The 26,473-nt window shown below is 70.1% G+C and carries 28 protein-coding genes; 18 read left to right on the forward strand and 10 right to left on the reverse strand.

What is annotated here, in order from left to right; genetic code table 11:
• Position 1 precedes the first annotated feature (1 nt).
• The 5 genes from cmaA2 to A5712_RS29660 all read right to left on the reverse strand — a co-directional run bounded on the left by cmaA2 (position 2) and on the right by A5712_RS29660 (position 3,115).
• A complete protein-coding gene (gene cmaA2, locus A5712_RS29640) occupies positions 2–922 on the reverse strand; it encodes a cyclopropane mycolic acid synthase CmaA2 (RefSeq protein WP_068114101.1) in 921 nt (306 codons plus the stop codon).
• An 11-nt stretch (positions 923–933) separates the two neighbouring features.
• Complete coding sequence (locus A5712_RS29645) at positions 934–1,449, reverse strand: MaoC family dehydratase N-terminal domain-containing protein (protein ID WP_068114104.1); 516 nt, start codon at positions 1,447–1,449, stop codon at positions 934–936.
• Positions 1,450–1,491: 42 nt separating this feature from the next.
• Positions 1,492–2,403: an HAD family phosphatase gene (locus A5712_RS29650; RefSeq protein ID WP_068114108.1), complete on the reverse strand. Its 912-nt coding sequence runs from the start codon at positions 2,401–2,403 to the stop codon at positions 1,492–1,494.
• A 117-nt stretch (positions 2,404–2,520) separates the two neighbouring features.
• The gene (locus A5712_RS29655; RefSeq protein ID WP_068114111.1) at positions 2,521–2,811 is read right to left on the reverse strand and encodes a WXG100 family type VII secretion target; all 291 of its coding nucleotides are present in this window, start codon (positions 2,809–2,811) and stop codon (positions 2,521–2,523) included.
• Entirely contained in the window at positions 2,804–3,115 is a 312-nt protein-coding gene (locus A5712_RS29660) for a WXG100 family type VII secretion target (RefSeq protein ID WP_068114113.1), read from the reverse strand. Before A5712_RS29660 ends, A5712_RS29655 begins: the two co-directional genes overlap by 8 nt.
• 57 nt (positions 3,116–3,172) lie before the next feature.
• Here A5712_RS29660 and A5712_RS29665 point away from each other — a divergent pair, with 57 nt between their 5' ends.
• The 7 genes from A5712_RS29665 (at position 3,173) to A5712_RS29695 (ending at position 9,431) form a co-directional block, all read left to right on the forward strand.
• Positions 3,173–3,430 (forward strand): glutaredoxin family protein, encoded by a 258-nt coding sequence (locus tag A5712_RS29665; RefSeq protein ID WP_068114115.1) that lies wholly within the window; start codon positions 3,173–3,175, stop codon positions 3,428–3,430.
• A gap of 100 nt (positions 3,431–3,530) precedes the next feature.
• Positions 3,531–4,895 carry a glutamyl-tRNA reductase gene (locus A5712_RS29670; protein WP_068114116.1) on the forward strand — a complete coding sequence of 455 codons (1,365 nt, stop codon included), beginning with the start codon at positions 3,531–3,533 and terminating at the stop codon, positions 4,893–4,895.
• Positions 4,896–4,908: 13 nt separating this feature from the next.
• Positions 4,909–5,853, forward strand: coding sequence for a hydroxymethylbilane synthase (gene hemC, locus A5712_RS29675; protein ID WP_068114176.1), 945 nt, complete (start codon positions 4,909–4,911; stop codon positions 5,851–5,853).
• A gap of 22 nt (positions 5,854–5,875) precedes the next feature.
• Entirely contained in the window at positions 5,876–7,543 is a 1,668-nt protein-coding gene (locus A5712_RS29680; RefSeq protein ID WP_068114120.1) for a uroporphyrinogen-III synthase, read from the forward strand.
• A 91-nt stretch (positions 7,544–7,634) separates the two neighbouring features.
• A complete protein-coding gene (gene hemB, locus A5712_RS29685) occupies positions 7,635–8,621 on the forward strand; it encodes a porphobilinogen synthase (RefSeq protein WP_082973722.1) in 987 nt (328 codons plus the stop codon).
• A 55-nt stretch (positions 8,622–8,676) separates the two neighbouring features.
• Positions 8,677–9,189 (forward strand): DUF3093 family protein, encoded by a 513-nt coding sequence (locus tag A5712_RS29690; protein WP_068114179.1) that lies wholly within the window; start codon positions 8,677–8,679, stop codon positions 9,187–9,189.
• Positions 9,186–9,431 (forward strand): hypothetical protein, encoded by a 246-nt coding sequence (locus A5712_RS29695; RefSeq protein ID WP_068114123.1) that lies wholly within the window; start codon positions 9,186–9,188, stop codon positions 9,429–9,431. The genes A5712_RS29690 and A5712_RS29695 overlap by 4 nt, the downstream gene beginning before the upstream one ends.
• Positions 9,432–9,446: 15 nt before the next feature.
• Here the strand turns inward: A5712_RS29695 and A5712_RS29700 are convergent, their stop codons facing one another.
• Complete coding sequence (locus tag A5712_RS29700) at positions 9,447–9,878, reverse strand: STAS domain-containing protein (RefSeq protein WP_068114125.1); 432 nt, start codon at positions 9,876–9,878, stop codon at positions 9,447–9,449.
• A gap of 316 nt (positions 9,879–10,194) precedes the next feature.
• On the opposite strand from A5712_RS29700, the gene A5712_RS29705 reads away from it, so the two are divergent.
• A complete protein-coding gene (locus A5712_RS29705) occupies positions 10,195–11,433 on the forward strand; it encodes an acyltransferase (RefSeq protein WP_068114186.1) in 1,239 nt (412 codons plus the stop codon).
• 170 nt (positions 11,434–11,603) lie between these two features.
• Positions 11,604–12,299, forward strand: coding sequence for a GDSL lipase (locus A5712_RS29710; RefSeq protein ID WP_068114128.1), 696 nt, complete (start codon positions 11,604–11,606; stop codon positions 12,297–12,299).
• Between the two features lie 226 nt (positions 12,300–12,525).
• Here A5712_RS29710 and A5712_RS29715 read toward each other — a convergent pair whose 3' ends face one another.
• The gene (locus A5712_RS29715) at positions 12,526–14,643 is read right to left on the reverse strand and encodes an acyltransferase family protein (protein ID WP_197519537.1); all 2,118 of its coding nucleotides are present in this window, start codon (positions 14,641–14,643) and stop codon (positions 12,526–12,528) included.
• Positions 14,644–14,694: 51 nt separating this feature from the next.
• Positions 14,695–15,555, reverse strand: coding sequence for an alpha/beta hydrolase family protein (locus A5712_RS29720; protein WP_304528687.1), 861 nt, complete (start codon positions 15,553–15,555; stop codon positions 14,695–14,697).
• 106 nt (positions 15,556–15,661) lie between these two features.
• Here A5712_RS29720 and A5712_RS29725 point away from each other — a divergent pair, with 106 nt between their 5' ends.
• The 4 genes from A5712_RS29725 to A5712_RS29740 all read left to right on the forward strand — a co-directional run bounded on the left by A5712_RS29725 (position 15,662) and on the right by A5712_RS29740 (position 21,352).
• The gene (locus A5712_RS29725; RefSeq protein ID WP_068114136.1) at positions 15,662–17,287 is read left to right on the forward strand and encodes a phospholipase C; all 1,626 of its coding nucleotides are present in this window, start codon (positions 15,662–15,664) and stop codon (positions 17,285–17,287) included.
• A gap of 91 nt (positions 17,288–17,378) precedes the next feature.
• A complete protein-coding gene (locus A5712_RS29730) occupies positions 17,379–18,524 on the forward strand; it encodes an LLM class flavin-dependent oxidoreductase (RefSeq protein ID WP_068114138.1) in 1,146 nt (381 codons plus the stop codon).
• A 3-nt stretch (positions 18,525–18,527) separates the two neighbouring features.
• Positions 18,528–19,868: an MFS transporter gene (locus A5712_RS29735; protein WP_068114141.1), complete on the forward strand. Its 1,341-nt coding sequence runs from the start codon at positions 18,528–18,530 to the stop codon at positions 19,866–19,868.
• Between the two features lie 131 nt (positions 19,869–19,999).
• On the forward strand, positions 20,000–21,352 hold the full coding sequence (locus A5712_RS29740) for an amino acid permease (protein ID WP_068114192.1): 1,353 nt from the start codon (positions 20,000–20,002) through the stop codon (positions 21,350–21,352).
• Here the strand turns inward: A5712_RS29740 and A5712_RS29745 are convergent.
• Both A5712_RS29745 and A5712_RS29750 read right to left on the reverse strand, forming a co-directional pair.
• The gene (locus A5712_RS29745) at positions 21,336–21,731 is read right to left on the reverse strand and encodes a nitroreductase family deazaflavin-dependent oxidoreductase (protein ID WP_068114189.1); all 396 of its coding nucleotides are present in this window, start codon (positions 21,729–21,731) and stop codon (positions 21,336–21,338) included. The genes A5712_RS29740 and A5712_RS29745 overlap by 17 nt on opposite strands.
• A gap of 33 nt (positions 21,732–21,764) precedes the next feature.
• Positions 21,765–22,640 carry a hypothetical protein gene (locus A5712_RS29750; RefSeq protein WP_231982280.1) on the reverse strand — a complete coding sequence of 292 codons (876 nt, stop codon included), beginning with the start codon at positions 22,638–22,640 and terminating at the stop codon, positions 21,765–21,767.
• Between the two features lie 23 nt (positions 22,641–22,663).
• On the opposite strand from A5712_RS29750, the gene A5712_RS29755 reads away from it, so the two are divergent.
• From A5712_RS29755 to A5712_RS29775, 5 genes are all read left to right on the forward strand, one after another.
• Positions 22,664–23,005 (forward strand): hypothetical protein, encoded by a 342-nt coding sequence (locus tag A5712_RS29755; RefSeq protein ID WP_068114149.1) that lies wholly within the window; start codon positions 22,664–22,666, stop codon positions 23,003–23,005.
• Positions 23,006–23,067: 62 nt separating this feature from the next.
• The gene (hemL, locus tag A5712_RS29760; protein ID WP_068114152.1) at positions 23,068–24,411 is read left to right on the forward strand and encodes a glutamate-1-semialdehyde 2,1-aminomutase; all 1,344 of its coding nucleotides are present in this window, start codon (positions 23,068–23,070) and stop codon (positions 24,409–24,411) included.
• Entirely contained in the window at positions 24,411–25,019 is a 609-nt protein-coding gene (locus tag A5712_RS29765) for a histidine phosphatase family protein (RefSeq protein ID WP_068114156.1), read from the forward strand. The genes hemL and A5712_RS29765 overlap by 1 nt, the downstream gene beginning before the upstream one ends.
• Positions 25,016–25,606 (forward strand): TlpA disulfide reductase family protein, encoded by a 591-nt coding sequence (locus tag A5712_RS29770; RefSeq protein WP_197519535.1) that lies wholly within the window; start codon positions 25,016–25,018, stop codon positions 25,604–25,606. The genes A5712_RS29765 and A5712_RS29770 overlap by 4 nt, the downstream gene beginning before the upstream one ends.
• Positions 25,603–26,382, forward strand: a complete 780-nt coding sequence (locus tag A5712_RS29775) for a cytochrome c biogenesis CcdA family protein (RefSeq protein WP_068114158.1) — start codon at positions 25,603–25,605, stop codon at positions 26,380–26,382. The genes A5712_RS29770 and A5712_RS29775 overlap by 4 nt, the downstream gene beginning before the upstream one ends.
• Positions 26,383–26,473: the final 91 nt, after the last annotated feature.

Here is a 26,473-nt window from a genome sequence, read left to right on the forward strand (position 1 = left end):
CTTACTTGACCAGGGTGAACTGGCAGACGTCCGTGTAGTGGTCGCGGAACAGGTCCGAGCAGCCCCTCAGGTAATGCATGTAGATGTCGTAGGTCTCCTGCCCCTTCAGGGCAATGGCCTCTTCTTTGTGTGCCTCGAGCGCATCGGCCCAGGTGTTCAGGGTGGGCACGTAGTTCTTGCCGATCCGGTGGTAGCGCTCGACCTTCCAGCCCGCATTGGACGAGTAGTGGTCGATCTGCGGGATCTGCGGCAGCCGGCCGCCCGGGAAGATCTCGGTCAGGATGAACCTGATGAAGCGCAGCAGGCTCATCGGCGCCGTCAGGCCGAGCTCCTTGGCCTCCTCGGGGCTGGGCACGATGATCGTGTGCAGCAGCATCCGGCCGTCGTCGGGCGTCAGGCTGTAGAACTTCTTGAAAAACGTGTCGTAGCGCTCGAATCCGGCGTCACCGGCGCCGTCGGCGAAGTGCTCGAAGGCGCCCAGTGACACGATGCGGTCCACCGGCTCGTCGAATTCCTCCCAGCCCTGGATGCGCACCTCCTTGCGGCGCGGGCTGTCCATCTCCTCGAACTTGGCCTTGTCGTGGGCGTACTGGTTTTCGCTCAGCGTCAACCCGATCACGTTGACGTCGTACTCGGCGACCGCGTGGCGCATGGTGGATCCCCAGCCGCAGCCGATGTCGAGCAGCGTCATGCCGGGCTCGAGGTTGAGCTTGTCCAGCGCGAGCTTGCGCTTGGCGTACTGCGCCTCTTCGAGCGTCTTGGTCAGGTTCTTGGGGTCAGGGTTCTCGTCGAAATAGGCGCAGCTGTAGGTCATCGACGGGTCAAGCCAAAGCTTGAAGAACTCGTTGGATTTGTCGTAGTGGGATCGGACTGCTTCGACCGGCGGCTTCAGCTGTGTGCCACGCGATTCATCCTGTGACATGGGAATCGACCCTACTTTCCGGCTGATATGGATGCGACCGCGGCGACGGTTTCTTCAGCGCGCGCGTCTTCGTGTGAGGCTTCCCCCAGCATCGTAACGATGCTAGTGACGACGGGATTACCGGTGGCGTCTGTGACTTCGCTGCGGATCTCGACGACGACGGCGCCGTGCGATTCGATCACCGAGTCCAAGTAGGTGTCGAAATACAGCCTGTCGTTCGCAAGGATCGGGCGGTGAAACCGAAACTTCTGGTCGCGGTGCATGACCCGCGCGATGTTGATCGGGATGTCGAACTTGGTGAAGATCTCCAGCTGCACACGGCGTCCCGCAACGGCCAGGAAGGTCAGGGGTGCCACCAGTGCGTCGTAACCGGCATTCGCCGCGTCCGTCTCGCTGAAGTGCGTCGGGTGGTCGTCCTGCACCGCGGCCGCGAACTCGCGGACCTTCTCGCGTCCGACCTCGAAGTAGTCCGGTGCCCGGTAATGGCTACCGATGAGGTCTTGGGTGCCTTGGGGGAGTACTGACATGCCGCTTGCTCTCCGCTCGATTACATCTAGCGGCGCAGCCTATCAGCGCGATTGGCGTCGGGATGCCACTGCCGCCAGCGCGCCGCCGGCCGCGCCCAGGGCCAGTGCCGACGGCACCCCGATCCGGGCCGCCTTGCGAGCGGTCCGGAAGTCGCGGATCTCCCAGCCCCGTTCGCGGGCCAGGGCCCGCAGCCGTGCATCGGGATTGATCGCCACGGCGGTGCCCACCAGCGACAGCATCGGCACGTCGTTGTAGCTGTCCGAATACGCGGTGCAGCGCTTGAGGTTGAGGCCCTCGCGGATCGCCAGCGAGCGCACGGCGTGGGCCTTGCCCGGGCCGTGCAGGATTTCACCGACCAGCCGGCCGGTGAAGACGCCGTCGACCGATTCGGCGACGGTCCCCAGCGCGCCGGTCAGGCCGAGCCGCCGGGCGATGGTGGCCGCGAGCTCGTACGGCGTCGCCGTGATCAGCCACACCTGCTGGCCGGCGTCGAGGTGCATCTGGGTGAGCTCGCGGGTGCCCGGCCAGATCTTGTCGGCGATGATCTCGTCGTAGATCTCCTCGCCCAGGGCGACCAGCTGTTCGACGGAGCGGCCCTCGATGAAGGCGAGCGCCTTGCGCCGGCCGGCGGCGACGTCGTTGCTGTTCTCCTTGCCCAGCCACTGAAACTTGGCCTGCGCGTAGATGAATCCGAGCACATCGCGGTAGGTGAAGTAGTTGCGGGCGGCCAGCCCGCGGCCGAAATGTACGGCCGACGAGCCCTGGACCAGGGTGTTGTCCACGTCGAAGAACGCGGCCGCGGTCAGGTCGATCGGCGGCTGCGGACGGCCCTCGTCGGCGGCGCTCGCGGCCTGCAGGTCCTCCAGCGCGCGCTCGGCGCTCGCGTTGTCGACCAGCGAATCCAGGTCGGCGCGGCCGGTGTGCTCGGCGCCGCCGGACTCAGAGGAAGTCATCGCCAAACCTCCTAGATCGCGGTGTCGCCCGCTATCCGGGGGCGACCGCTATCAACCCTATCCGGCGGATGCCAGGGGCGGCTTTCTGCGCCTGAGCTGGATGGGGGCGCGGTCAGGTCAGGGCCACATGCCCAAATTCGTTGACATGGCGCCGGTGTAGTTGCGGTGCGCGGTGGCGCCCGCGGTGCGCAGCTGGGCCAGCGCCTCGCGCATCATCTCCTCGCCGCGAGCCCAGTGCCGATGCGCCTCGGCGTGCGCCTCGGCGCCGCGTCCCGTCCAAGTCGAATGCAGATTGCTTACCAGAGCATCGATTTCGCCGAGCGTGTGTTCGGCATAGCGCTGAAACTCCGTCATTCGTTGCACCGCGTCGGCCAACCCTTGCGGGTCGACCCGAAATGCCTCAGCCACGGCCCACCTCGCGCATCTCCTGCGCGGAGGCGGCCTCGTTGGCCTGATACAGCCCGCCGGCCTGGGCCACCAACCGCGCCAGCATCGACAAGCCCACCTCCACCTCGCCCGCGCCGCGGTGCCACAGCTCCCACGCCGAGGCGTACGCGCTGCCCGATGCTCCGCGCCAGCCGCCCAGCATCTCGCCCACCTGATTGTCGAGGTCGGCCAGCTGGCTTTTGAGATCCTCGGCGCGGCTCGCCAAAGCTTCGGCGAACCCCCGCATCGCCTGCGGGTCGACGCTCAGCGTCTCGTCAGCGGCCACAGCGGCAACGTAACCGCTGCGTCGCGGCCCCACAATTCACTAGGCACACTGGTGGCCATGACCTCGCGACGTGTGGAGTTGCTCACCCGCGACGGCTGCACCATCTGTGAGCGGGTGCACGCGCGGCTGGCGGAACTGGCGGGCGAGCTCGGGTTCGAGCTGGCCACGACCGACGTCGACGACGCCGCGGCGGCGGGCAACCCGGCGTTGCGCGCGGAGTTCGGCGACCGCCTGCCGGTGATCCTGCTGGACGGGCGCGAGCACAGCTATTGGGAGGTCGACGAGCCCCGGCTGCGGGCCGATCTGGCTGGGTAGCCCGGCGACCATTCATTTGGTAGCCCAGCTGATTAACGTTTACCGTGGACACCAGTTCAGTTACTGGAGGAAGCAAGGGAGCTGGCCAGGTGATGCTGCCGTGAGCGTCTTGCTCTTCGGGGTTTCGCACCGTAGTGCGCCGGTCTCCGTCCTGGAACAACTCAGCATCGACGAGGCCGATCAGGTCAAGATCGTCGATCGGGTGTTGCAGTCGCCGCTGGTGACCGAGGCGATGGTGCTCTCGACATGCAACCGCGTCGAGGTCTACGCCGTCGTCGACGCGTTCCACGGCGGGTTGGCGGTGGTCGGGCAGGTGCTGTCGGAACACTCCGGCATGTCGATGGGTGACCTGACCAAGTACGCCTACGTGCGCTACAGCGAGGCCGCCGTCGAACACCTCTTTGCCGTCGCCAGCGGCCTGGATTCGGCGGTGATCGGCGAGCAGCAGGTGCTGGGCCAGGTGCGTCGCGCCTACGCCGCCGCCGAGGCCAACCGCACCGTCGGCCGGGTGCTGCACGAGCTGGCCCAGCGGGCGCTGTCGGTGGGCAAGCGGGTGCATTCCGAAACCGCCATCGACGCCGCCGGCGCCTCGGTGGTGTCGGTCGCGCTCGCCATGGCCGAACGCAGGCTGGGCGGGCTGGCGGGCAAGACCGCCGCGGTCATCGGCGCCGGGGCGATGGGCGCGCTGTCGGCCGCCCACCTCACCCGGGCCGGCATCGACCATGTTCTGGTGCTCAACCGCTCGGCCTCCCGGGGGCAGCGGCTGGCCCGCAAGATCCGCGAGTCCGGGGTGCGCGCCGAGGCGCTGACCCTCGACCGGCTGGCCGACGCGCTCGCGGACGCCGACGTCGTGGTCAGCTGCACGGGCGCGGTCAGCCCCGTGGTGTCGCTGGCCGACGTGCACCACGCCCTGGCCACCGCCCGCCGGGACGAGACCACCCATCCCCTGGTGATCTGTGACCTGGGCATGCCGCGCGACGTCGATCCGGCGGTGGCCGGGCTGCCCGGCGTCTGGGTCGTCGACGTGGAACGCGTGCAGCACGAGCCGTCGGCGCATGCCGCGGCCTCCGACGTCGACGCCGCGCGCCACATCGTGGCGGCCGAAGTCGCCACCTACCTGGCCGGACAGCGGATGGCCGAGGTCACCCCGACGGTGACGGCGCTGCGCCAGCGCGCCGCCGACGTCGTCGAAGCCGAACTGCTGCGCCTCGACAACCGGCTGCCCGGCCTGGAAAGCGCCCATCGCGAGGAGGTGGCCCGCACCGTGCGGCGCGTCGTGGACAAGCTGCTGCACGCCCCGACCGTGCGGATCAAGCAGCTCGCCAGCGCCCCCGGCGGCGACAGCTACGCCGAGGCGCTGCGCGAACTGTTCGAACTCGACCAGACCGCTGTGGATGCCGTCGCTGCCGGCGAATTGCCGGTGCTGCCAAGCGGTTTCGACGCCGGCACACAGTCCGCCGAGTAGCCGATTGGCGCACGTGATCCGGATAGGCACGCGGGGCAGCCTGTTGGCCACCACCCAGGCCGGCGTCGTCAGGGACGCCTTGATCGCCAACGGCCACCCCGCGGAACTGGTGACCATCTCGACCGCGGGTGACCGGTCGTCGGCGCCCATCCAGAGCCTCGGCGTGGGGGCGTTCACCACCGCGCTGCGGGAGGCCATCGACGACGGCCGCGTCGACGCCGCGGTGCATTCGCACAAGGATTTGCCCACCGCCGACGACCCGAGGTTCACCATCGCGGCGATCCCGCCGCGCAACGACCCCCGCGACGCGCTCGTCGCCCGGGACGGGTTGGTGCTGGGGGAGTTGCCGGCGGGCTCGCTGGTGGGCACCTCGTCGCCGCGGCGGGCCGCACAGCTTAGAGCATTGGGTCTCGGTTTGGAAATCCGCCCCCTACGAGGCAACCTAGATACCAGGTTGAACAGGGTAAGCAGTGGTGATCTTGACGCGATCGTGGTGGCCCGGGCCGGTCTCGCCCGGCTGGGCCGCCTCGACGATGTCACCGAGACGCTAGAGCCGGTGCAGATGTTGCCAGCACCGGCTCAGGGCGCGCTCGCCGTCGAATGCCGCGCCGGTGACGAGTTGGCGGCGGTGCTGGCGGAGCTGGACGACGCCGACACGCGCGCGGCGGTCACCGCGGAGCGAGCCCTGCTGGCCGAACTGGAGGCGGGTTGCTCCGCACCGGTGGGCGCGATCGCCGAGGTGGTCGAGTCCATCGATGAGGACGGCCGGGTCTTCGAAGAGCTGTCGTTGCGCGGCTGTGTGGCGGCGCTGGACGGGTCGGATGTGATCCGAGCGTCCGGCGTCGGCACTCCCGACCGGGCACGAGAGCTGGGGCTTTCGGTCGCCGCGGAGCTGTTCGAGCTGGGCGCGCGGGAGCTGATTGGGGGGGCGCGGCAAGACCCCGCGCAAGGAAACTGAAGAGAGTCACTTGGGAGCGACAATGACGACGCGAGGGCGTAAGCCGAGACCGGGCCACATCACGTTCGTGGGCTCCGGCCCCGGCGACCCGGGACTGTTGACGACGCGGGCCGCCGCGGTGCTGGCCAACGCCGCCCTGGTGTTCACCGACCCGGACGTGCCCGAACCCGTGCTCGCGCTGATCGGCAAGGACCTGCCGCCGGTCTCCGGGCCGGCGCCGGCGAGCCCGGCCGCCGAAGGCGATAGCCAAGGCGCCACCGATGACCAGGCCCAAGCGGCGGCGCCCGCGGTGATCTCCGCCGGGCCCGATGTGCGTCCGGCGCTGGGCGAACCGGCGGAGGTGGCCAAGACGCTGGTCGCCGAGGCCCGCGCCGGCGTCGACGTGGTGCGGCTGGTGGCCGGCGACCCGCTGACGCTCGACGCCGTCATCACCGAGGTGAACGCCGTCGCGCGCAGCCACCTGCACCTCGAGATCGTGCCCGGCCTGGCCGCCACCAGCGCCGTCCCGACCTACGCCGGCCTGCCGCTGGGCTCGTCGCACACTGTCGCCGACGTGCGCGGTGACGTGGACTGGGATGCGCTGGCCGCGGCGCCCGGCCCGCTGATCCTGCAGGCCACCGCGTCGCACCTGGCCGACGCGGCCCGCGCCCTGATCGAGCACGAGCTGGCCGAGGCCACCCCCTGCGTGGTGACCGCGCAGGGCACCACCTGCCAGCAGCGTTCGGTCGAGACCACCCTGAGCGGCCTGACCGATCCGGCCGTCCTGGGCGGCAGCGACCCGGCCGGCCCGCTGACCGGGCCGCTCGTGGTGACCATCGGCAAGACCGTGGCCAGCCGGGCGAAGCTGAACTGGTGGGAAAGCCGCGCGCTGTACGGCTGGACCGTGCTGGTGCCCCGCACCAAGGACCAGGCCGGCGAGATGAGCGAGCGGCTGACCTCCTATGGCGCGCTGCCGGTCGAGGTGCCGACCATCGCCGTCGAGCCGCCGCGCAGCCCCGCCCAGATGGAGCGGGCGGTCAAGGGCCTGGTCGACGGCCGCTTCCAGTGGGTGGTGTTCACCTCCACCAACGCGGTGCGCGCGGTGTGGGAGAAGTTCGGCGAGTTCGGCCTGGACGCCCGCGCATTCTCCGGCGTGAAGATCGCCTGCGTCGGCGAGTCGACGGCCGACCGGGTGCGCGCCTTCGGGATCAGCCCCGAGTTGGTGCCGGCCGGTGAGCAGTCCTCGCTCGGTTTGCTCGACGACTTCCCGCCCTACGACAGCATTTTCGACCCGGTGAACCGTGTCCTGCTGCCGCGGGCCGACATCGCCACCGAGACGCTGGCCGAGGGCCTGCGCGAGCGCGGCTGGGAGATCGAGGACGTGACGGCGTACCGGACGGTGCGCGCCGCGCCGCCGCCGGCGGCCACCCGCGAAATGATCAAGACGGGCGGCTTCGACGCGGTGTGCTTCACCTCCAGCTCGACGGTGCGCAACCTGGTCGGCATCGCCGGCAAGCCGCACGCCCGGACGATCATCGCCTGCATCGGGCCTAAGACGGCCGAGACCGCCGCCGAGTTCGGCCTGCGGGTCGACGTCCAGCCCGACACCGCCGCCGTCGGCCCCCTGGTCGACGCCCTGGCCGAACATGCCGCGCGGTTGCGCGCCGAGGGCGCGCTGCCACCGCCGCGCAAGAAGAGCCGCAGGCGGTAGTGGCGATCGCCGGTCAGGGCCAGGCGAGCGTGCGTGTTTGTACGCCGACACGCCGTCTGGACTGGCATTCTCCGCACGCTCGCGGAGGCCGATGAGCATGGCGTACCCGCGGCAGCGTCCGCGCCGGCTCCGCTCGACCCCCGCGTTGCGTCGCCTGGTGGCGCAAACGTCCCTGGAGCCAAGGCATTTGGTGCTGCCGATGTTCGTCGCGGACGGGATCGACGAACCGCGGCCGATCGCGTCGATGCCGAACGTGGTTCAGCACGACCGGGATTCGCTGCGCGCGGCTGCGGAAGCCGCCGTCGCCGCGGGGGTGGGCGGGCTGATGCTGTTCGGCGTGCCCCGCGAGCAGGACAAGGACCCGACCGGCTCAGCCGGCACCGACCCCGACGGCATCCTCAACGTCGCGCTGCGCGACCTGGCCAAGGACCTCGGCGACGCCACCGTGCTGATGGCCGACACCTGCCTGGACGAGTTCACCGATCACGGGCACTGCGGGGTCCTGGACGCGCGCGGCCGGGTGGACAACGACGCCACCCTGGCTCGCTACGTCAAACTGGCTGTGGCACAAGCGGAATCGGGAGCCCACGTGGTCGGGCCGAGCGGGATGATGGACGGCCAGGTGGCCGCGATCCGCGACGGCCTGGACGCCGCGGGCTACGCCGACGTGGTGATCCTGGCCTACGCGGCGAAGTTCGCCTCGGCGTTCTACGGCCCCTTCCGGGAAGCGGTGAGCTCCAGCCTGTCCGGGGACCGGCGCACCTACCAGCAGGAGTCGGGCAACTTCCGCGAGGCGCTGCGCGAGATCCGGCTGGACCTCGACGAGGGCGCCGACATCCTGATGGTCAAGCCCGCGATGGGCTACCTGGATGTGGTGTCCGCGGCGGCCTCGATCTCACCGGTACCGGTGGCCGCCTACCAGGTGTCGGGGGAATACGCGATGATCTGCGCGGCGGCCGCCAACGGCTGGATCGACGAACGCGCCGCCGCGCTGGAGTCGCTGACGAGCGTCCGGCGCGCCGGTGCCGATATCGTGCTCACCTACTGGGCCGCGGACGCGGCGGGGTGGCTTTCGTGAGACGGGGCGCGCTTTGACATCGGAGACCAGGGCGGGCGGCGACGAGCCACAACCGCTGTTCTACGAGCCCGGCGCGAGCTGGTGGTGGGTGGCGCTGGGCCCCGCGTCGGCCGGCGCGATGGTCCTGATCGAGATCTGGAGCGGCGCGAAAGTGTCGCTGGTCGTCCCGGCGATCTTTTTGGTGCTGGTGTCGGCGTTCGTGGGGCTGCAGGTGAAGGCGGCGCGGATCCACGTCTCCGTCGAGCTCACCGAGGACGCCCTACGGCAGGGCACCGAGACCATCCTGGTGCGGGAGATCCTCAAGGTCTACCCGGCGCCCGAGCATCACCAGGCCTCCGGCAAGGAGCTGGCGAGGTGGCAGTCCGCGCGGGCGCTCGGCGAATTGGTGGGGGTGCCGCGCGGCCGGATCGGGATCGGCCTCAAGCTCACCAACGATCGCACCGCCCAGGCCTGGGCACGCCGCCATCGCCACCTTCGGGCGGCGCTGACCCCGCTGGTCCAGGAACGGGTGGAGCCCGCCGGATCCGATGTCGCCGACGACGATTTCGAGGGCGGGCCGACGTCGTGACCGCCCGCTACGGCACCTTCCGGGCGCTGCTCTTACTGACCCTGGCCTGCGCGGCGCTGGCGGGCGCGGGGGTGGCCTGGGTGCACGCGCGTCACACGGTCCGTGTCGCGCCCATCGCGGACGGCCAGCCGTTCACCACGTCGCTGGTGTACAACCCCCAGCTGCTGTTGCTGGCCATGGTGCTGGTGACGACCGCGGGTGTGCTGGCGGTGCTGGGCATCGCGCGGCTGCGGCGGCGCTAAGAACCTCGAGAAGAACTAGGCCGTCTTCTTGATGAGCGGCAGCACGAGCTGACGGCGGCTGACGATGGCCTCGGCGAGGGTGCGCAGCGCCTCGTGCACCGACCGCGCGATCGGAAAGTCGCCCCGGTCGCCCAGCAGTGCGGTGATCGCGGGGCTCGCGACCAACGTCCACTCGACGCCGGCGGCGCGGCAGTCCTCGTCGAACCGGTGCACCAGTGCGACGCCGGCCGCAGCAAAATGGCTCAGTTCGCTCAGGTCGAGCACCACGGGGTTGCTCCCGAGGGTGAACCGCCAAAGGTATTCGCTGACCCGGTCGACGTTGGCGGGGTCGATGCCGCCGCGGACGGTCACCACGGTCGCCAGGTGACGGCAGTGGGCGCGAATCTGTGCCGCGCCGCAATCGAAGGTGCCGTAACCGTGCCGAGTCGCGACATTGGTGATCGTCATGAGCGCCCCATTCCTTCGAACCTGTCCTCCTAACGGTGCCCGTTAAATCTAAGGGGACCGAAAGCCGGTCCTAACTCTTTGCTAAGAAGCCACTTTCGGGGGTTCTGGCCTGGGCTGAAGCAATGCCGACGGCTTGCGCGGGCCGACGTGGGCCGCCCGGCGAAACCGGTGCCACGCCACGGCCCATCACGCGATCGGCGCGCTCGCGCTGTTACGCTTCGAAGGCTGCCGGTTGCCGGTCGGGGGGCTCGACATCGCCCGGTCAGCCGGTACCCAACGGATACGAAACAGCGAGAGTCCAGGCGGAAAGAACAACGTGCGCGGCGCAGAGATCCGGGGAGAGATCAAGGCCCTGACGGGACTCCGCATCGTCGCCGCGGTGTGGGTGGTGCTGTTTCACTTCCGCCCGATGCTGGGCGACGCGTCGCCCGACCTGCGCGACGCCCTAGCACCCGTGCTCAACTGCGGGGCCCAGGGCGTCGACCTCTTCTTCATCCTCAGCGGGTTCGTGCTGACCTGGAACTACCTCGACCGCATGGGCAGGTCGTGGTCGACGCGGGCGACCCTGCACTTCCTGTGGCTGCGACTGGCCCGGGTGTGGCCGGTGTACCTGGTCACGATGCACCTGGCCGCACTGTGGGTGATTTTCACCCTGCACGTCGGGCACGTGCCGTCGCCCGACGCCGCCCAGCTCACCGCGATCAGCTACGTGCGCCAGGTCCTGCTCGTGCAGCTGTGGTTCCAGCCGTTCTTCGACGACTCCAGCTGGGACGGGCCGGCCTGGTCGATCAGTGCGGAGTGGCTGGCCTACTTGCTCTTCGGCGTGCTGGTGCTGGTGATCCTGCGGATGAAGCAGGCGACCAGGGCGCGCAGCTTGATGGTGTTGGCGTTCGCGGCGTCGTTGCCGCCGGTGGTGATGCTGCTGGCCAGTGGCCACTTCTACACGCCGTGGAGCTGGCTGCCGCGGATCGTGACCCAGTTCGTCGCGGGCGCCCTGGCCTGTGCCGCCGTGCGCAGGTTGCGGCTGACCAGTCGCGGCCGCCGCGTCGCCGGGTACGTGTCCCTGCTTCTGCTGGCCGCCATGGTGGGCGTCCTGTACTGGTTCAGCGCGCATCCGATCCCCGGCGTCGTGGAGAACGACAGCGGCGGGGTGGTCGACATGCTGTTCGTTCCGCTGGTGATCGCGCTGGCGATCGGCGTGGGGGGACTGCCGAGGATCCTGTCCACCCGGGTCATGGTGTACGGCGGACAGATCTCGTTCTGCCTGTACATGGTCCACGAGTTGGTGCACACCGCTTGGGGATGGGCGGTCGAAGAGTTCGAGCTCACGCCGCAGGACAACCCGTGGAAATGGAATGTCGTGGGCCTGCTTGCGATCGCCGTGGGTATGTCAATCCTGCTGTATCACTTTGTCGAAGAGCCCGCGCGCCGCTGGATGCGCAGGATGGTCGACGTCCGGCCCGCGGCCGCGAAGACCGAGCCCAGCGAACCGGTGAGCGCCAAGGTTCGACCGATCGAGGATGCGCGGGAAGCGATTTCGGCGCGCGCGGTGTGAGATTTACCTCGGCGCGCGGATCCGGTCGCGCCCGCAACCCGTCGATACCATGGCGATAGCGACCAGCCGCCATTTGCGCGGATTGACGCCCAGTTCGCGCCGTTTCCTCGTACGATTCCGTTGATTCGGTATGCGGCGCACGACGATACAGCTTCCGGGGGGAGGTAGCCATGAGTCGCCTGGCGACGCTCGTGCTCGGCCTCGCCCTGGTGGCGGGCGTCGTCCTCGCGGGCCCGGCACGGGTTCGGGCCTACCAGACGCTGACCCTGGATTCCCGGCTGAACCACGTGGCCGTCGTCGGCGACTCCTATACCACCGGGACCGACGAGGGCGGCCTCGGCCCCAATTCGTGGACCGCGCTGGCCTGGCACACGCTGGCCCAGCGCGGCGTGCGGATCGTGCCGGACGTGTCGGCCGAGGGCAGGGCCGGCTATGGGGTGCGCGGCGACCACGGCAGCATCTTCGAGGACCTGACCGGGAGGGCGGTCAAGCCCGAGGATGCCCTGGTGGTGTTCTTCGGCTCCCGCAACGACCAGGGCTTCCATCCCGAGGACCCCGAGCTGCTGGCCGGAAAGGTGCGGGACACCTTCGCTCTGGCGCGGCGCCTGTCGCCGTCCGCCAGGCTGCTGGTGATCGGGCCGCCGTGGCCGACCGCCGACGTGCCCGATTCCGTCCTCGAGATTCGCGACGTGCTCAACGGCGCGGCGCGGGCTGCCGGCGCGGCGTTTGTCGATCCGATCGGTGATCGCTGGTTCGTCGACAGGCCCGACCTGATCGGCCCGGACGGTGTGCACCCCAACGACGCGGGGCATCAGTATCTGGCGGACAAGATCGCGCCGCTGATCGGCATGCAGCTGTCTCGATGACGTCGCGGTGAGCAGCCAAAGCCTTAGGCGCGCAAGGCTTTAGGCTAATCTTCCGCGTGGCGCTCGTAGTCCCATTGCTCCAGGCGCGTTTGCAACTGCATGAGCCCGACGCCCGCGACGGGCGCGATGGCCGCAATGCAGATCAGCAGCAGCGGAGTCATCTTGAAAACCTCCAAACACCTTTCACTGATATGACGTTCGTGCATGGCGAGAAGTTCATTACGCGTCAGCCGTCCGCCAGGGCGCGGTCCGCGAGCGCACCGATCACCGGTGTCAGCAGTTGCGCGTATTCGGTCGTGATGTGGTTGTCGTCCCGGAAAACCAGGGTGTTGCCGACGATCACGGGGCAGCGGTCGACGGCGCAGAACAGGTCGGTCAGGTCGGCGTACTGCCCGCCGGCCACGGTGGTCGCCGCCCGCTCGGCGCCCATGCCGTCCTCGTCGAGCGCGTCCGATCGGGCCGGCGCGCACGCGGCGGCGTTGTCGAGGTGACCCGACAGGCAGGCCGGCACCTGCCCGTGCGGATCCGGGGCTGGCCCAAGTACCAGGACGCTCGCGCCGGTGCTCCGCAACTGTTCGACCGTGCGCCCCAGGGTGTCGATCCAGGCGGGGTCGTATGAGGTGAAACCGAAATCCGCCCCGTAGCGCCGGCTCATGTCCAGCACGATCAGCCGCGGGCGCTCGGCCTTCAGCCGGTCCATGATCTGGCCGCGCCACTGGACGCATTCGGTGTACTCGCGGCCGAGATACGGGCTGGTGATGTGAAGTTCCTGCAGCGGGCAGGTGACCTTGGCCAGCGCCTCCAGCCGCCAGTGCCGCTGCTCGGCGACCCGCTGGAAGGCCGGCTCCCACATCGCGGCGTGCGAGTCGCCGACCAGGGCCACCGTCGTCGGCGACGCCAAATCGCCCGTCGCGCACTCGCTTTGGCCCACGTCGCGCCACGATCGCACGCACCCGTTCACGAAGACGGCGGCCTTGTCGGCGGGCGCCTTGGCAAGCGGCGGGTCGAGGTTGGACGGGACGGCGCGCAGCGCCGCGGACGCCGCGACGGCGTCGCGCACCTGCGCGAAGGCCTGGCGCAGCGCCGCTTCGGTCGCGCTGACGGCGGCGACGCCGGATGGGGGCACCGCGACGATGTTGGCCTTCGGCGCCGCCACCCCGTGACCCGCCGGCACCGGCGTCAACGTCAGCAACAGCACGCACGCGCAGGCCGCCGCCGCGCTGGCGGCGCCGGCCACCGCGAGGCTGGCCTTCGCCGATTGGCGAAGGGCGGCGGCGAACCGGCCGGGGTCCTCCACCAGATGCAGCGTGATCACGGCCAGGCCCGCCGACACGGCGGTCGCGGTCAGCCGGGCCGGCAGCCCGGCGGGCTCGCCCAGCAGCGGCGGCATGAGCAACAGCACCGGCCAGTGCCACAGGTACCAGGAGTAGGAGACCCGGCCGATCGCCCGCATCGCCGGCTTGCACAGCAGGCGCCCGGCGCCCAGCCCACCCGTCACACAACCCGCGCCGATCACCAGCGCGGTGCCCAGCACGGGCAGCAGCGCGGCGGTGCCGGGGTAGGGGGTGCCCGGACCCAGCTGGGTGCAGGTGAGCGCGATCAGCCCCAGGCCGCCCCACCCCGCGATGGACGCGGGCAGCAGGGGCAGCCTGCGCCACACCGGGATCGACAGGGCCACCAGGCCGCCCGCCGCCAGTTCCCAGGCGCGGGTCGGCAACGAGAAGAACGCGAAGGCGGGCGACGTGCGGGTCCACACCACGCCCGCCGCGAGCGACGCGGCGCCCACCACCGCGAGCACCACCGCATAGGGCGTCGCCCTCTTGCCGGCACCGCCTTTCACGCGGCGGACCAGCCACGCGGTGCCAATGATGAGCACCGGCCACACCAGATAGAACTGCTCCTCGACGCCCAGCGACCAGTAGTGCTGGAACGGCGAGGGGGCGTCGGAGGACAGGTAGTCGGTGCCCTGGCGGGCGAACCGGTAGTTGCCGACGTACAGGGCGCTGGCGATGCCGTCGAGGAAGACGCTGCGCGCCTGCAGGGGTGGGAGCACCGCGGCCGCCGCCGCGGCGGTGACGACGCCGACGGTGGCGGCGGCGGGCAGCAGGCGCCGGGCGCGCGCGCCGTAGAAGCGGCCCAGCCGGACGGTGTCGGTGGTGGTGACCTCGCGCCACAGCAGGCCGGTGATGAGGAAGCCGGAGATGACGAAGAAGACGTCGACACCGATGTAGCCGCCGGTGACGCCCGGGATGCCCGCGTGGTAGAGGACGACGGCGATGACCGCGACCGCGCGCAACCCCTCGATGTCGGGCCGGAATCCCTTCCGTGAACTCCGCCGCTCCACTCGACGTGGGCCGCTGGCGAGCACTTCCTGCCGGACTGTCATGTGCGTGGGCTAGGTCGCCATCCAGGCCAGTTCACCGGGCAACTGCGTGCGCCAGTAACCGATGTCGTGTCCGCCCAGCGAGAAGCTGCCCGCCGGCTTGGTCTTCAGCTGGGCGACGAATTGTCTTGTGGCGAAATAGAAGCGGTCGAAGGTGCCGCAGTCCACGCGCAGCGGAATCGAGTTCAGCGCCGGCACACCCAGGACGCTGTTCTGCACCCAGTCGTCGTAGCTGTCGAAGGCTCCCTCCTCGCTGCCGGTGAAGGAGGTGTACAGCGCCGGGCTGACCGCGCAGATCCCGGCCGTGCGCGCCGGCCCCAGCTTGGCGCCCAGGTGCAGCGCCCCGTAGCCGCCCATCGACCACCCCATGAAAGCCACCCGGGAGGTGTCGAAACCCATCGACGACAGCATGGGCAGCAGCTCCTCGAGCACCATCGCGCCGGGATCCTCGCCCGAGGCCCTGCGGTGCCAGTAACTGTTGGCGCCGCCGTCGACACCCACCACCGCGAACGCCGGCTTGCCTTCCTTGACCAACTGCGCCAGCGCTTTCTCGACACCGCAGTCGAGCATCATGTTGGCGTCGCCGTCCTTGCCGTGCAGCGCGATGACCGGACGCAGGGCTCCGGCTTCGGCCTTTTGCCCGGGAGGCAGGGCGATCACCCAGTTGGTCTTGACGCCGCCGCGGGCCGCCGAGACGAAGGAACCGGTCAGTCTGTTCGGCAGGTTGCTGCTGGCGGCCGACGGCTCGTACGGCGCGGGCGCCGCTTGCGGCTTGATCGGATCCAGCAGGGCGCTCAAGGCGAACACGCCGGCGGCCCCGAGGCTTGCGCCGGCACCCATCCGGAGCACCGCCCGGCGTGTCAGGTCAGGCATGATCGCAATGATGCCGCGCCCAGCCGACATTCCCGGCCGAGCCACGCCGTATTGGAAGCATTGCGTGATCTGGCGTGATCTGTTGGTCACGAAGAGGAGATCTTTGATGGTCCGTACGCCCGGTGTTGAGGCGCCGTTCACCCGATGGCAGCGTTTCGCCGCGGTGCTGGCGGCACTCGTCCTCGTCGCCGCGTGCGGGCATCGACCCACGAGCCCGAGCGCGGAGCCGGCGACCGCGACGCCGATCCACCACCTGGTGGTGATCTTCGAGGAGAACGTCTCGTTCGACCACTACTTCGGCACGTATCCCCGCGCGGCGGGCGTCGACGGCCAACCGCTCACCGCCAAGCCGGCCACCCCCGCGGTGGACGGCTTGACCCCAGAGTTGTTGACGCACAACCCCAATTCGGTGCAGCCGATGCGATTGGGCGGGCCGGGTCAGATCGTGACCTGCGATCAGGACCACGAATACCAGGCCGAACAACTGGCCTTCAACGGCGGCGCGATGGATCGGTTCGTCGAGCACACCGAGGGCGACCCGTGCCCGGCGCCGTCATTCAACGCCCCCGGCCTGGTGATGGGCTACTACGACGGCAACACGGTGACCGCGCTATGGAACTACGCGCAGCACTACTCGATGAGCGACAACTTCTACAACACCACCTTCGGCCCGTCGTCACCCGGCCACATCAACCTCGTCTCGGGCCAAACACACGGGGTGACAAAGAAATTCATGCCGGGCGGCCAGCCGTTCCCGCCGCACATGGTGGTCGACGACACCGGCAACGGCCAGGGCACCCTGATCAACGACTCGCAACCCCTCGGCGACGACTGCTCGTCACGCGACCAGGTGCAGTTCAGCGCCGACAACAAGAACATCGGCGACCTGCTGACCGCGAAGGGCGTCACCTGGGGCTGGTTCCAGGGCGGCTTCCGGCCCACCAACCGCAGGCCCGACGGCACGGCCGAGTGCGGCGCCACCCACAACATCGGCGAAACCCTCGGCGGGACCGGCAAAACCGGGGCGCTGCCCTTCGGCACCAAGCCCGACTACGTCCCGCACCACGAGCCGTTCCAGTACTATCCGTCCACCGCCAACCCGCACCACCTGCCGCCCAGCGCGACCGACCAGATCGGGCACGGCGACCAGGCCAACCATCAATACGACCTGTCCGATTTCTGGGCCGCCGCCGACGGCGGTCACCTGCCGGCGGTGAGCTTCCTCAAACCGCCCGCCTACCAAAACGGGCACGCCGGCTACTCCGATCCGCTCGACGAGCAGCGGTTCCTCGTCGAGACGATCAACCACCTGCAGCGGCTCCCGCAATGGCGCGATACGGCGATCGTCGTCGCCTATGACGACTCCGACGGCTGGTACGATCACAAACCCTCGCCGATCGTGACCTCCTCGGCCACACCCGAGGACGCGCTGAACGGTCCGGGCCGATGCGGTGATCCCGCCGCCGCGCCCGCCGCGTACCAGGGCCGCTGCGGGTACGGCCCCCGGCTGCCGCTGCTGGTGATATCCCCCTACGCCAGAACGAATTTCGTCGACCACACGTTGACCGACCAGACGTCGATCCTGCGGTTCATCGAGGACAACTGGAGCACCGGCCGCATCGGCGACCACTCGTTCGACGAGCGCGCGGGCGCGCTCACCGGGATGCTGGATTTCACCGGTCCCACCCAACCGGCGCTGGCCCTCGACCCCCGTACCGGCAACCCGCAATAGCGTCGGCGCGGGATCCAATCTCGCAGTTTTCAACCCTCGCGCGTCCCGCCGATGTCCCGCACCATCGGGGGTTGGACACGAGGGAGGGTGAATGAGCCTGGCGTTTCATTGGTTCCTGCCGACGTACGGGGATTCGCGAAACCTGGTCGCGGGCGGGCACGGCACCGCGATGCACGGTGACCGCCCCGCGACGTTGCGGTACCTGCACCAGATCTGCGCGGCCGCCGAGGACAACGGCTTCGAGGCCGTGCTCACGCCGACCGGATTGTGGTGCGAGGACGCGTGGTTGACGACGGCGATGCTGATCGAGGGCACCGAGACGCTGAAGTTCCTGGTCGCGTTCCGGCCCGGGCTGCTCAGCCCCACCCTGGCCGCGCAGATGGCCGGGACGTTCCAGCGGCACTCGGGCGGCCGGCTGCTGCTCAACGTCGTCACCGGCGGCGAACCGCACGAGCAGCGCGCCTACGGGGATTTCCTGGACAAGGAATCGCGCTATGCCCGCACCGCCGAGTTTCTGCACGTGGTGCGCCAACTCTGGACCTCGCGGGAGCCGGTTACCTTCGCCGGGGACCACATCCGCATCGACGGCGCGCAGCTGAACAACCCGCCCGACCCGATCCCCGCGGTGTTCTTCGGCGGGTCGTCCGCCGCGGCGGGGCCGGTCGCGGCCAAGTACTCCGACGTCTACCTCACCTGGGGCGAGCCGCGGGCGGCCGTCGCCAAGAAGCTCGATTGGATCAGGGGGCGGGCGGCCGACGCGGGGCGAATCCTGCAGTACGGCTTGCGGATCCACGTGATCAGCCGCGACACCTCCGAGCAGGCGTGGGCCGAGGCCGACCGGCTGCTCGCCGCGGTCGACCCGGCCGACGTCGAGCGGGTGCAGGCCAGCTTGGCGCGCAGCGAGTCCGAGGGCCAGCGGCGCATGCTGGACCTGCACGGCGGCGACAGCGGCCGCCTCGTGGTCGGCCCCAACCTGTGGGCCGGGGTGGGCCTGGTGCGCGGCGGCGCGGGCACCGCGCTGGTCGGGTCGCACGCCGAGGTGGCCGAACGGCTGGTCGAATACTCGCGACTGGGCATCAGCCACTTCATCCTGTCGGGCTATCCCCACCTGGAAGAGGCGTACTGGTTCGGTGAGGGTGTCCTGCCGCTGCTCGAACGAAAGGGCTTGTGGCAGCACCCCAATCGCCAATCACAGCCGGCGCCGTCGACGCCGTTCGCGATCGCGTCCGCGCAGTAGGCCATGGCAACCACGCTGCCCGACGCGGGCGTCGCGGCGCCGCAAGGCCACGAGGAATCCGACGCCGAACGCCGCCGCCGGCTGCGCATCGTGGTCGCCGCCAGCCTGCTGGGCACCACCGTGGAGTGGTACGACTTCTTCCTGTACGCGACCGCGGCGGGCCTGGTGTTTAGCAAGGTGTTCTTCCCCAACGAAACCTCGTTGGTGGGAACGCTTCTGGCATTCGCGACGTTCGCGGTCGGGTTCGTGATGCGGCCGATCGGTGGCCTGGTGTTCGGGCACATCGGGGACCGAATCGGTCGCAAGCGCAGCCTGGCGCTGACGATGCTGATCATGGGCGTCGCCACGGCGCTGATCGGGGTCCTGCCGACCGCCGCCCAGATCGGGGCCTGGGCGCCGGTGCTGCTGCTGACGCTGCGCATCCTGCAGGGGTTCGCGCTCGGCGGCGAGTGGGCCGGCGCGGTGCTGCTCGCCGTCGAGCACAGCCCCGCGGACCGCCGCGGCCGCTTCGGCGCCATTCCGCAGGTCGGCCTGGCGCTCGGATTGGCTTTGGGCACCGGCATTTTCGCGTTTCTGCAGATCGCGTTGGGCCCCAGCCGGTTCCTGGCCTACGGCTGGCGGATCGGGTTCCTGCTTAGCCTGGTGCTGGTGGCGATCGGCATCGTGGTCCGGTTGCGGGTGGAGGAGACGCCGGCCTTTCGCGAGCTGGCCGACCTCGAGGCCACGTCCACCGTGCCCATCCGGGAGATCGTCCGCGAACCCCGATCCCGGCGCAACACGGTGCTGGGGCTGCTGTCGCGGTGGGCCGAGGGCTCGGCCTTCAACACCTGGGGTGTCTTCGCGATCAGCTACGCCACCGGCGCGTTGGGGTTCAACAAGGTGTCGGTCCTGGTCGTTGTGACCGTCGCCGCCCTGCTGATGGCGGTGCTGCTGCCGGTGTCGGGAATCCTGACCGACCGGTTCGGGCCGCGGCGGGTTTATCTGGTTGGCGTGGTGTGCTACGGCCTGTTGGCGTTCCCCGCCTTCGCGCTGTTCGGCACCAGGAATCTGCTGCTGTTCGGGCTGGCGATGGTCGTCGTGTTCGGTGTCGTGCACGCGCTGTTCTACGGCGCGCAGGGCACGCTGTATTCGGCGCTGTATCCCACCGCCACCCGCTACACCGGGCTGTCGTTCGTCTACCAGTTCTCCGGCGTGTACGCCTCCGGCGTCACCCCGATGATCCTGACCGCGCTGATCGCCGCCGACAGGAAGGCGCCGTGGCTGGCGTGCGGGTATTTGGTGGCCACGGCCGTCATCAGCGTGATCGCTACGGCCAGGATCCGCGAGCGGGATTTGTACCTGTGAGCTGACCGGGCGCCGCAACCAGTCTCATCGAGACTGCGGTGAGCGCGTGATTTTCGCAAAATTCGCGATCTGTGCGCAGTCTCGGCGCGGCAACCGGTCGCGGCCCGTCCGCCGATGTGATGTGGTTAACCGTGGCCGGCACCACCCAACTGCGCCAAGGGCTATCGCAGCGGCAGCTGAGCATGATCGCCCTGGGCGGCGTGATCGGCGCCGGGTTGTTCGTCGGGTCGGGCGTGGTGATCAAGGACACCGGGCCCGCCGCGTTTTTGACGTACGCGCTGTGCGGCCTGCTGATCGTGCTGGTGATGCGGATGCTGGGCGAGATGGCCGCCGCCAACCCGTCGACGGGGTCGTTCGCCGACTACGCGGCGCAGGCCCTGGGCGGCTGGGCGGGGTTCTCGGTGGCCTGGCTGTACTGGTACTTCTGGGTGATCGTGGTCGGGTTCGAGGCGGTCGCCGGCGGCAAGGTCCTGGGGTACTGGTTCCACGCGCCGCTGTGGCTGCTCTCGCTGTGCCTGATGGTGCTGATGACCGCGACGAACCTGTTCTCGGTGTCGTCGTTCGGTGAATTCGAATTCTGGTTCGCCGGAATCAAAGTCGCCACGATCGCGATCTTTCTCGCCGTCGGCGCGGTGTTCGTGCTGGGCCTGCTGCCCGGCCATCACCCCGATTTCTCCAACCTCACGGCGCACGGCGGGTTCTTCCCGAAGGGCGTCGCGGCGGTCTTCGCGGCCATCGTGGTGGTGATCTTCTCCATGGTCGGCGCCGAGATCGTCACCGTCGCCGCCGCCGAAAGCCGCGATCCCGAGCTGGCGGTGCAGCGGGCGACGAGGTCGGTGGTGGCGCGCATCGGGATCTTCTTCGTCGGCTCGGTCTTCCTGCTCGTGGTGATCCTGCCGTGGAATTCGGTGGAGTTGGGCGCCTCCCCGTACGTCGCGGCGCTGAAACACATGGGCCTGCGCGGCGCGGATCAGGTGATGAACGCCGTGGTGCTGACCGCGGTGCTGTCCTGCCTGAACTCGGGCCTGTACACGGCGTCACGCATGCTGTTCGTGCTCGCCGACCGGCGCGAGGCCCCGGCCCGGCTGGTCAGGCTCAGCCGGCGCGGCGTCCCGCACATCGCGATCCTGTGCTCGTCGGCGATCGGCTTCGGCTGCGTCCTCATGGCCTGGATCGCGCCCGGCACCGTGTTCCTCTTCCTGCTCAACTCGTCGGGCGCGGTCATCCTGTTCGTCTACTGGTTGATCGCGCTGTCGCAGATCGTGCTGCGGCGCCGGACGCCGAACGAAAAGCTGCGGATCAAGATGTGGTTCTTCCCGGTGCTGTCGATCCTCACGCTCGCCGGGATCACCGCCGTGCTGGTGCAAATGGCGTTCGACCGCTCGGCGCGCAGCCAGCTCTGGCTCAGCCTGCTGTCGTGGGCGGTGGTGATCGCGCTGTATTTCGCGGCCCGGGCGCGCGGCCGGGTCAGTCGGTCTTGGTGAACAACACCGCTTGCTCGAACGGTATACGGGAGAAGATCGGCCGCGCCCGGCTCGTTACGTGCGTGGCCGCCTCGGCCTTGGTGACCACCTGCGGGTCGGCGATGCCGAAGCTTTTGCCGTGGCGGCGCATCCGCCCGCTCCCCGCGGCTTTGATGTTCTTCAACCAGTCGCGGTCGGGGCCGTAGCTCAGCAGGACCGCCACGCCGGGTTTGCCATCGACGGTGGCATTGAACGCGTTCACCGGTGTGCGATAAGGCTTTCCGGAGCGGCGGCCGACGTGCTCGATGATGGCGAACGAAGGCGCCCAGCCGGCCCACAGCCGTTGAATTGGGTTGGTGACGTGCCGGTTGAAGCGGGCGAGCCCCTGTGGAAGTTGCATGCCTTCCATCCAACCCGCCCACCCCGCCCGGCATCAAGGCATGCGGCGTGTCGCGGGCAGCAGCGCGCGTGCCAGCCGGGCCGGGCGGGACGGGGGCAGTCGCCAGGGTTGCTGATCGTGTGCCGGCCATGCGTAACAAGGGGTTTGGCCGTCCAGCAGGCGTCGCAGGCCGGGGATGGCCAGCTCGCGGGCGGACCAGTCGTAGAGCAGTTCGAGTCGCGGTTGGATGACCCCGACATCGAGCAGGTGCCCTACTCCGTGCTCGGCCCGCAGGTAGGGTGCGAGGTCCTCGCCGAGCGGGTAGCGATCCGGCAGCACCCGGGAAAGCGACAGGAATATCCCGGTCATGCCGAGCCGCGGGTCGCCGAGCGGCCGGCCGGCGACGGCCAGCCAGCCGAGCGCGAGGCGCGGGGAGGCGACCAGGGCGTGGGCGTAGAGGACTCGCATCAGCACGAGGTTGATGAAGAAACGTTCGACGCGGGATTCGCGCGCGGCGAGGTGCAGGTTCTCCAGGTACGCGCTCACGACGCTCACATTGTGCGCCCGGTACCAACGCTGGGCGGAGGGCCGCCGGATGAACTCGAGCGTCGCGGCGACGGCCGGAGAGCTCGGCGCGCCGGGATGGCCGAAGGCCAGGGCGCGCGCCTCCCATCCGTCGCGGAGTAGGCGCTCGTTCATCGCGCGCCACCAGGGGCTCCCCGGGGACGGCCCCTCGGCCGGGTTGAGCAGCCCGCGCCGCAGCTGCCACCCCATGAAAGCCGACGCCGCCTGCCGATACGGCAGGTGTCCGCGGTCCACGCGCGCCGGGACTTCGTAGAGCTCTCGCATCAGCGCGAGGCGGGCGTGCGGATCGTCGCGGACGCCTTCCACCCGGGTCCGGGCGACCTCGACGGCCGTGTGCCGTGTCACCAGCGCAAGCGTAATGTCGCGTCATGACCGACTCCCCGGGTGACGAGGCCGCCGAGCGCGCCCAGGAGCTGTTGCGGCGGGAGGCCGAACTCGCCGCCCGCAAGGCCGTCACCGAGGACGACGTGAAGCGCGCCGCCGAGCGCGCCGACCGCGCTCACGAGCGGGACCAGGCGGCCCGTGAACGCGCGGTGTCGCGCCACTACCAAGCCGGCGCCGCCCACGAACGCGCCGCCGCGGTCGAGGAACTCGCGGTCGAGGAGGGCCTCGGCGACGTGGCCGCCCACCGGCGCGCGGCGGAAAAAGAACGCGAAGCGGCCCGCCGCGAGCTGCGGGCCGCGCAGCAGGCCGACCAGCAGGACGCCTGATAAGCGGCGCTCTGCTACACCCTGTAGTTGAACGATCGGCCGAGGCTGGGACACTGGTCGGCATGGGTACCAGTGACCAGGCGACCGCCCATGCCGCGACCTCGGGAAGCGGCGTGGCGGCGTCGGCGCGGCTCTTCTCCGACGCCTGCGCCGTCATCCCCGGCGGGGTGAACTCCCCGGTGCGCGCGTTCACCGCGGTGGGCGGCACGCCGCGCTTCATCACCGAGGCGAAGGGCTACTGGCTCACCGACGCCGACGGCAACCGCTACGTCGACCTGGTGTGTTCCTGGGGCCCGATGATCCTGGGCCACGCCCATCCCGCCGTCGTCGACGCCGTCGCCACGGCCGCCGCCTCGGGCCTATCGTTCGGGGCGCCGACGCCGGCCGAGAGCCAGCTGGCCGCCGAGATCATCGGGCGGGTGGCGCCGGTCGAGCGGATCCGGCTGGTGAACTCCGGCACCGAGGCCACGATGAGCGCCGTCCGGCTGGCCCGCGGGTTCACCGGGCGGGCCAAGATCGTCAAGTTCTCCGGCTGTTACCACGGCCATGTCGACGCGTTGCTCGCCGACGCGGGATCCGGTGTCGCGACGCTGGGCCTGCCGTCCTCGCCCGGGGTGACCGGCGCGGCCGCGGCCGACACGATCGTGTTGCCCTACAACGACATTGACGCTGTCACGGAGACGTTCGCCCGGTTCGGCGACCAGATCGCCGCGGTGATCACCGAGGCCAGCCCCGGCAACATGGGCGTCGTCCCGCCGGGGCCGGGCTACAACGCGGCGCTGCGCGCGATCACCGCCGAGCACGGGGCGCTGCTGATCGTCGACGAGGTGATGACGGGCTTCCGGGTCAGCCGAAGTGGTTGGTACGGAATCGATCCCGTCGCCGCCGACCTGTTCACCTTCGGCAAGGTCATGAGCGGCGGGCTGCCGGCCGCGGCGTTCGGCGGACGGGCCGAGGTGATGGAGCGGCTGGCGCCGCTGGGGCCGGTGTATCAGGCCGGCACCCTGTCGGGGAACCCGGTGGCGGTGGCCGCCGGGCTGGCCACGCTGCGCGCCGCCGACGACGCGGCCTACGCCTCACTGGACGCCAACGCCGATCGGCTGGCCGGGCTGCTGTCCGAGGCGCTGACGAAAGCCGGTGTGCCGCACCAGGTTCCGCGGGCTGGCAACATGCTCAGCGTGTTCTTCTCCGACACGCCGGTGACCGACTTCGCCGCCGCGCGGGCCAGCGAGACCTGGCGTTACCCGCCGTTCTTCCACGCCCTGCTGGACGCGGGTATCTACCCGCCATGCAGCGCCTTCGAGGCGTGGTTCGTCTCGACGGCCCTGGACGACGACGCATTCGACCGGATCTCGGCCGGGCTGGCCCTCGCGGCCCGCGCGGCCGCACAGGAGGACAGGCCCTGATGGCCGAACAGACCAAAGTCCACGTGGTGCGCCACGGCGAGGTGCACAACCCCAGCGGCGTCCTCTACGGCCGGCTGCCCGGATTCCACCTGTCCGAGAGGGGACGGGCGCAGGCCGACGCGGTCGCCGAGGCGCTGGCCGACCGCGACATCGCCGCCGTCATCGCCTCCCCGCTGCAGCGGGCCCAGGAGACCGCCGCGCCCATCGCCGCCAAGCACGGCCTGAACGTCGACACCGACCCCGACCTGATCGAATCGCTCAACTTCTTCGAGGGCCGCCGCGTCGGCCCGGGCGACGGCGCCTGGCGCGACCCGCGGTTCTGGTGGCAGCTGCGCAACCCGTTCACCCCATCGTGGGGCGAGCCGTACAGCGAGATCGCGGCCCGGATGACGACCGCGGTGGACAAGGCGCGCGCCCGCGCCACCGGGCAGGAGGTGGTGTGCGTCAGCCACCAGCTGCCGGTGTGGACGCTGCGGCTGCACCTGAGCGGCCGTCGGCTCTGGCATGACCCGCGGCGACGCGAATGCGGGCTCGCCTCGGTGACGACCCTGGTCTACGACGGCGATCGCCTGGTCGACATCGAGTACTTCCAGCCCGCGGCGCCATGAGCGTGCGGCGGCTGGCGATGGCCGGGGCGGCGGTGGCCATTTTGCTGGCCGGCTGCTCCGGTCGCGACGCCGTCGCCCAGGGCGGCACCTTCGAGTTCGTCTCGCCCGGCGGGAAGACCGACATCTACTACGACCCGCCGTCCAGCCGCGGCCGCCCCGGGCCGCTGTCCGGGCCGGACCTGGCCGACCCGGCGCACACCCTGTCGCTGGACGACCCGACGTTCGCCGGCCGCGTCGTCGTCGTCAACATCTGGGGGCAGTGGTGCGGGCCGTGCCGCGCCGAGGTCGCCCAGCTGCAGCAGGTATATGACGCCACCCGCGGCGCAGGGGTCTCCTTCCTGGGCATCGACGTCCGGGACAACAACCGGCAGGCAGCCCTGGACTTCGTCGACGATCACCACGTCAGCTACCCCTCCATCTACGATCCGGCGATGCGCACCCTGATCGCGTTCGGCGGCCGATACCCGACCACCGTCATCCCGTCCACGCTGGTGCTGGACCGCGAGCACCGGGTCGCCGCCGTCTTCCTGCGCGAGCTGCTGGCCCAGGACCTGCAGCCCGTGGTGCAGCGGGTGGCCGGCCCGTGACCGGCTTCGCCCAGATCGCCGCCGCCGGGCCGCTGCTGCTGGCGCTCGGCGTGTGCCTGCTCGCGGGGCTGGTGTCGTTCGCCTCGCCGTGCGTGGTCCCGCTGGTCCCCGGCTACCTGTCCTACCTGGCCGCGGTCGTCGGGGTCGACGAGCAACCGCCGCCCGGCGCCATCAAGGCGCCGCCCGCCGCCCGGTGGCGGGTCGCGGGCTCCGCCGCGCTGTTCGTCGCCGGGTTCACGACGGTGTTCGTGCTCGGGACCGTCGCCGTCCTCGGCATGACCACCGCGCTGATCACCAACCAGCTGCTGCTGCAGCGCGTCGGCGGCGTGCTGACCATCGTGATGGGCCTGGTGTTCGTGGGCCTCATCCCGGCGCTGCAGCGCCAGGCCCGGTTCAGCCCGCGGCAGCTGACCACGGTCGCGGGGGCGCCCCTGCTCGGCGCGGTGTTCGCGCTCGGCTGGACGCCATGCCTGGGGCCCACGTTGACCGGGGTGATCACGGTCGCGTCGGCCACCGACGGCGCGAACGTCGCGCGCGGGGTCGCGCTGGTGATCGCCTACTGCCTGGGGCTGGGCATCCCGTTCGTGTTGCTGGCGTTCGGCTCGGCGGGGGCCGTGGGGGCGCTGGGCTGGCTGCGACGGCACACCCGGGCCATCCAGGTCTTCGGCGGCGCGCTGCTGATCGCCGTCGGCGCCCTGCTGGTCACCGGGGTGTGGAACGACTTCGTCTCCTGGCTGCGCGACGCGTTCGTTTCCGACGTGAGGCTGCCGATTTGATGGCGCCCTTGGATGCGCGAGCAGACGCAGAATCGCATGAAAAGACACGCGCCAGTGCGATTCTGCGTCTGCTCGCGACCCTTCGCGCCAC

The sequence above is a fragment of the Mycobacterium sp. E2327 genome, assembly GCF_001672675.1.
Taxonomy (GTDB): Bacteria; Actinomycetota; Actinomycetes; order Mycobacteriales; family Mycobacteriaceae; genus Mycobacterium.

Bases quoted from the DNA above. Each gene is read 5' to 3' on its own strand.
- cmaA2 (WP_068114101.1), bottom strand. From the start codon at position 922: ATGTCACAGGATGAATCGCGTGGCACACAGCTGAAGCCGCCGGTCGAA.
- A5712_RS29645 (WP_068114104.1), bottom strand. From the start codon at position 1,449: ATGTCAGTACTCCCCCAAGGCACCCAAGACCTCATCGGTAGCCATTAC.
- A5712_RS29650 (WP_068114108.1), bottom strand. From the start codon at position 2,403: ATGACTTCCTCTGAGTCCGGCGGCGCCGAGCACACCGGCCGCGCCGAC.
- A5712_RS29665 (WP_068114115.1), top strand. From the start codon at position 3,173: ATGACCTCGCGACGTGTGGAGTTGCTCACCCGCGACGGCTGCACCATC.
- A5712_RS29680 (WP_068114120.1), top strand. From the start codon at position 5,876: ATGACGACGCGAGGGCGTAAGCCGAGACCGGGCCACATCACGTTCGTG.
- hemB (WP_082973722.1), top strand. From the start codon at position 7,635: ATGAGCATGGCGTACCCGCGGCAGCGTCCGCGCCGGCTCCGCTCGACC.
- A5712_RS29700 (WP_068114125.1), bottom strand. From the start codon at position 9,878: ATGACGATCACCAATGTCGCGACTCGGCACGGTTACGGCACCTTCGAT.
- A5712_RS29710 (WP_068114128.1), top strand. From the start codon at position 11,604: ATGAGTCGCCTGGCGACGCTCGTGCTCGGCCTCGCCCTGGTGGCGGGC.
- A5712_RS29720 (WP_304528687.1), bottom strand. From the start codon at position 15,555: ATGCCTGACCTGACACGCCGGGCGGTGCTCCGGATGGGTGCCGGCGCA.
- A5712_RS29725 (WP_068114136.1), top strand. From the start codon at position 15,662: ATGGTCCGTACGCCCGGTGTTGAGGCGCCGTTCACCCGATGGCAGCGT.
- A5712_RS29730 (WP_068114138.1), top strand. From the start codon at position 17,379: ATGAGCCTGGCGTTTCATTGGTTCCTGCCGACGTACGGGGATTCGCGA.
- A5712_RS29735 (WP_068114141.1), top strand. From the start codon at position 18,528: ATGGCAACCACGCTGCCCGACGCGGGCGTCGCGGCGCCGCAAGGCCAC.
- A5712_RS29745 (WP_068114189.1), bottom strand. From the start codon at position 21,731: ATGCAACTTCCACAGGGGCTCGCCCGCTTCAACCGGCACGTCACCAAC.
- A5712_RS29755 (WP_068114149.1), top strand. From the start codon at position 22,664: ATGACCGACTCCCCGGGTGACGAGGCCGCCGAGCGCGCCCAGGAGCTG.
- hemL (WP_068114152.1), top strand. From the start codon at position 23,068: ATGGGTACCAGTGACCAGGCGACCGCCCATGCCGCGACCTCGGGAAGC.
- A5712_RS29765 (WP_068114156.1), top strand. From the start codon at position 24,411: ATGGCCGAACAGACCAAAGTCCACGTGGTGCGCCACGGCGAGGTGCAC.
- A5712_RS29770 (WP_197519535.1), top strand. From the start codon at position 25,016: ATGAGCGTGCGGCGGCTGGCGATGGCCGGGGCGGCGGTGGCCATTTTG.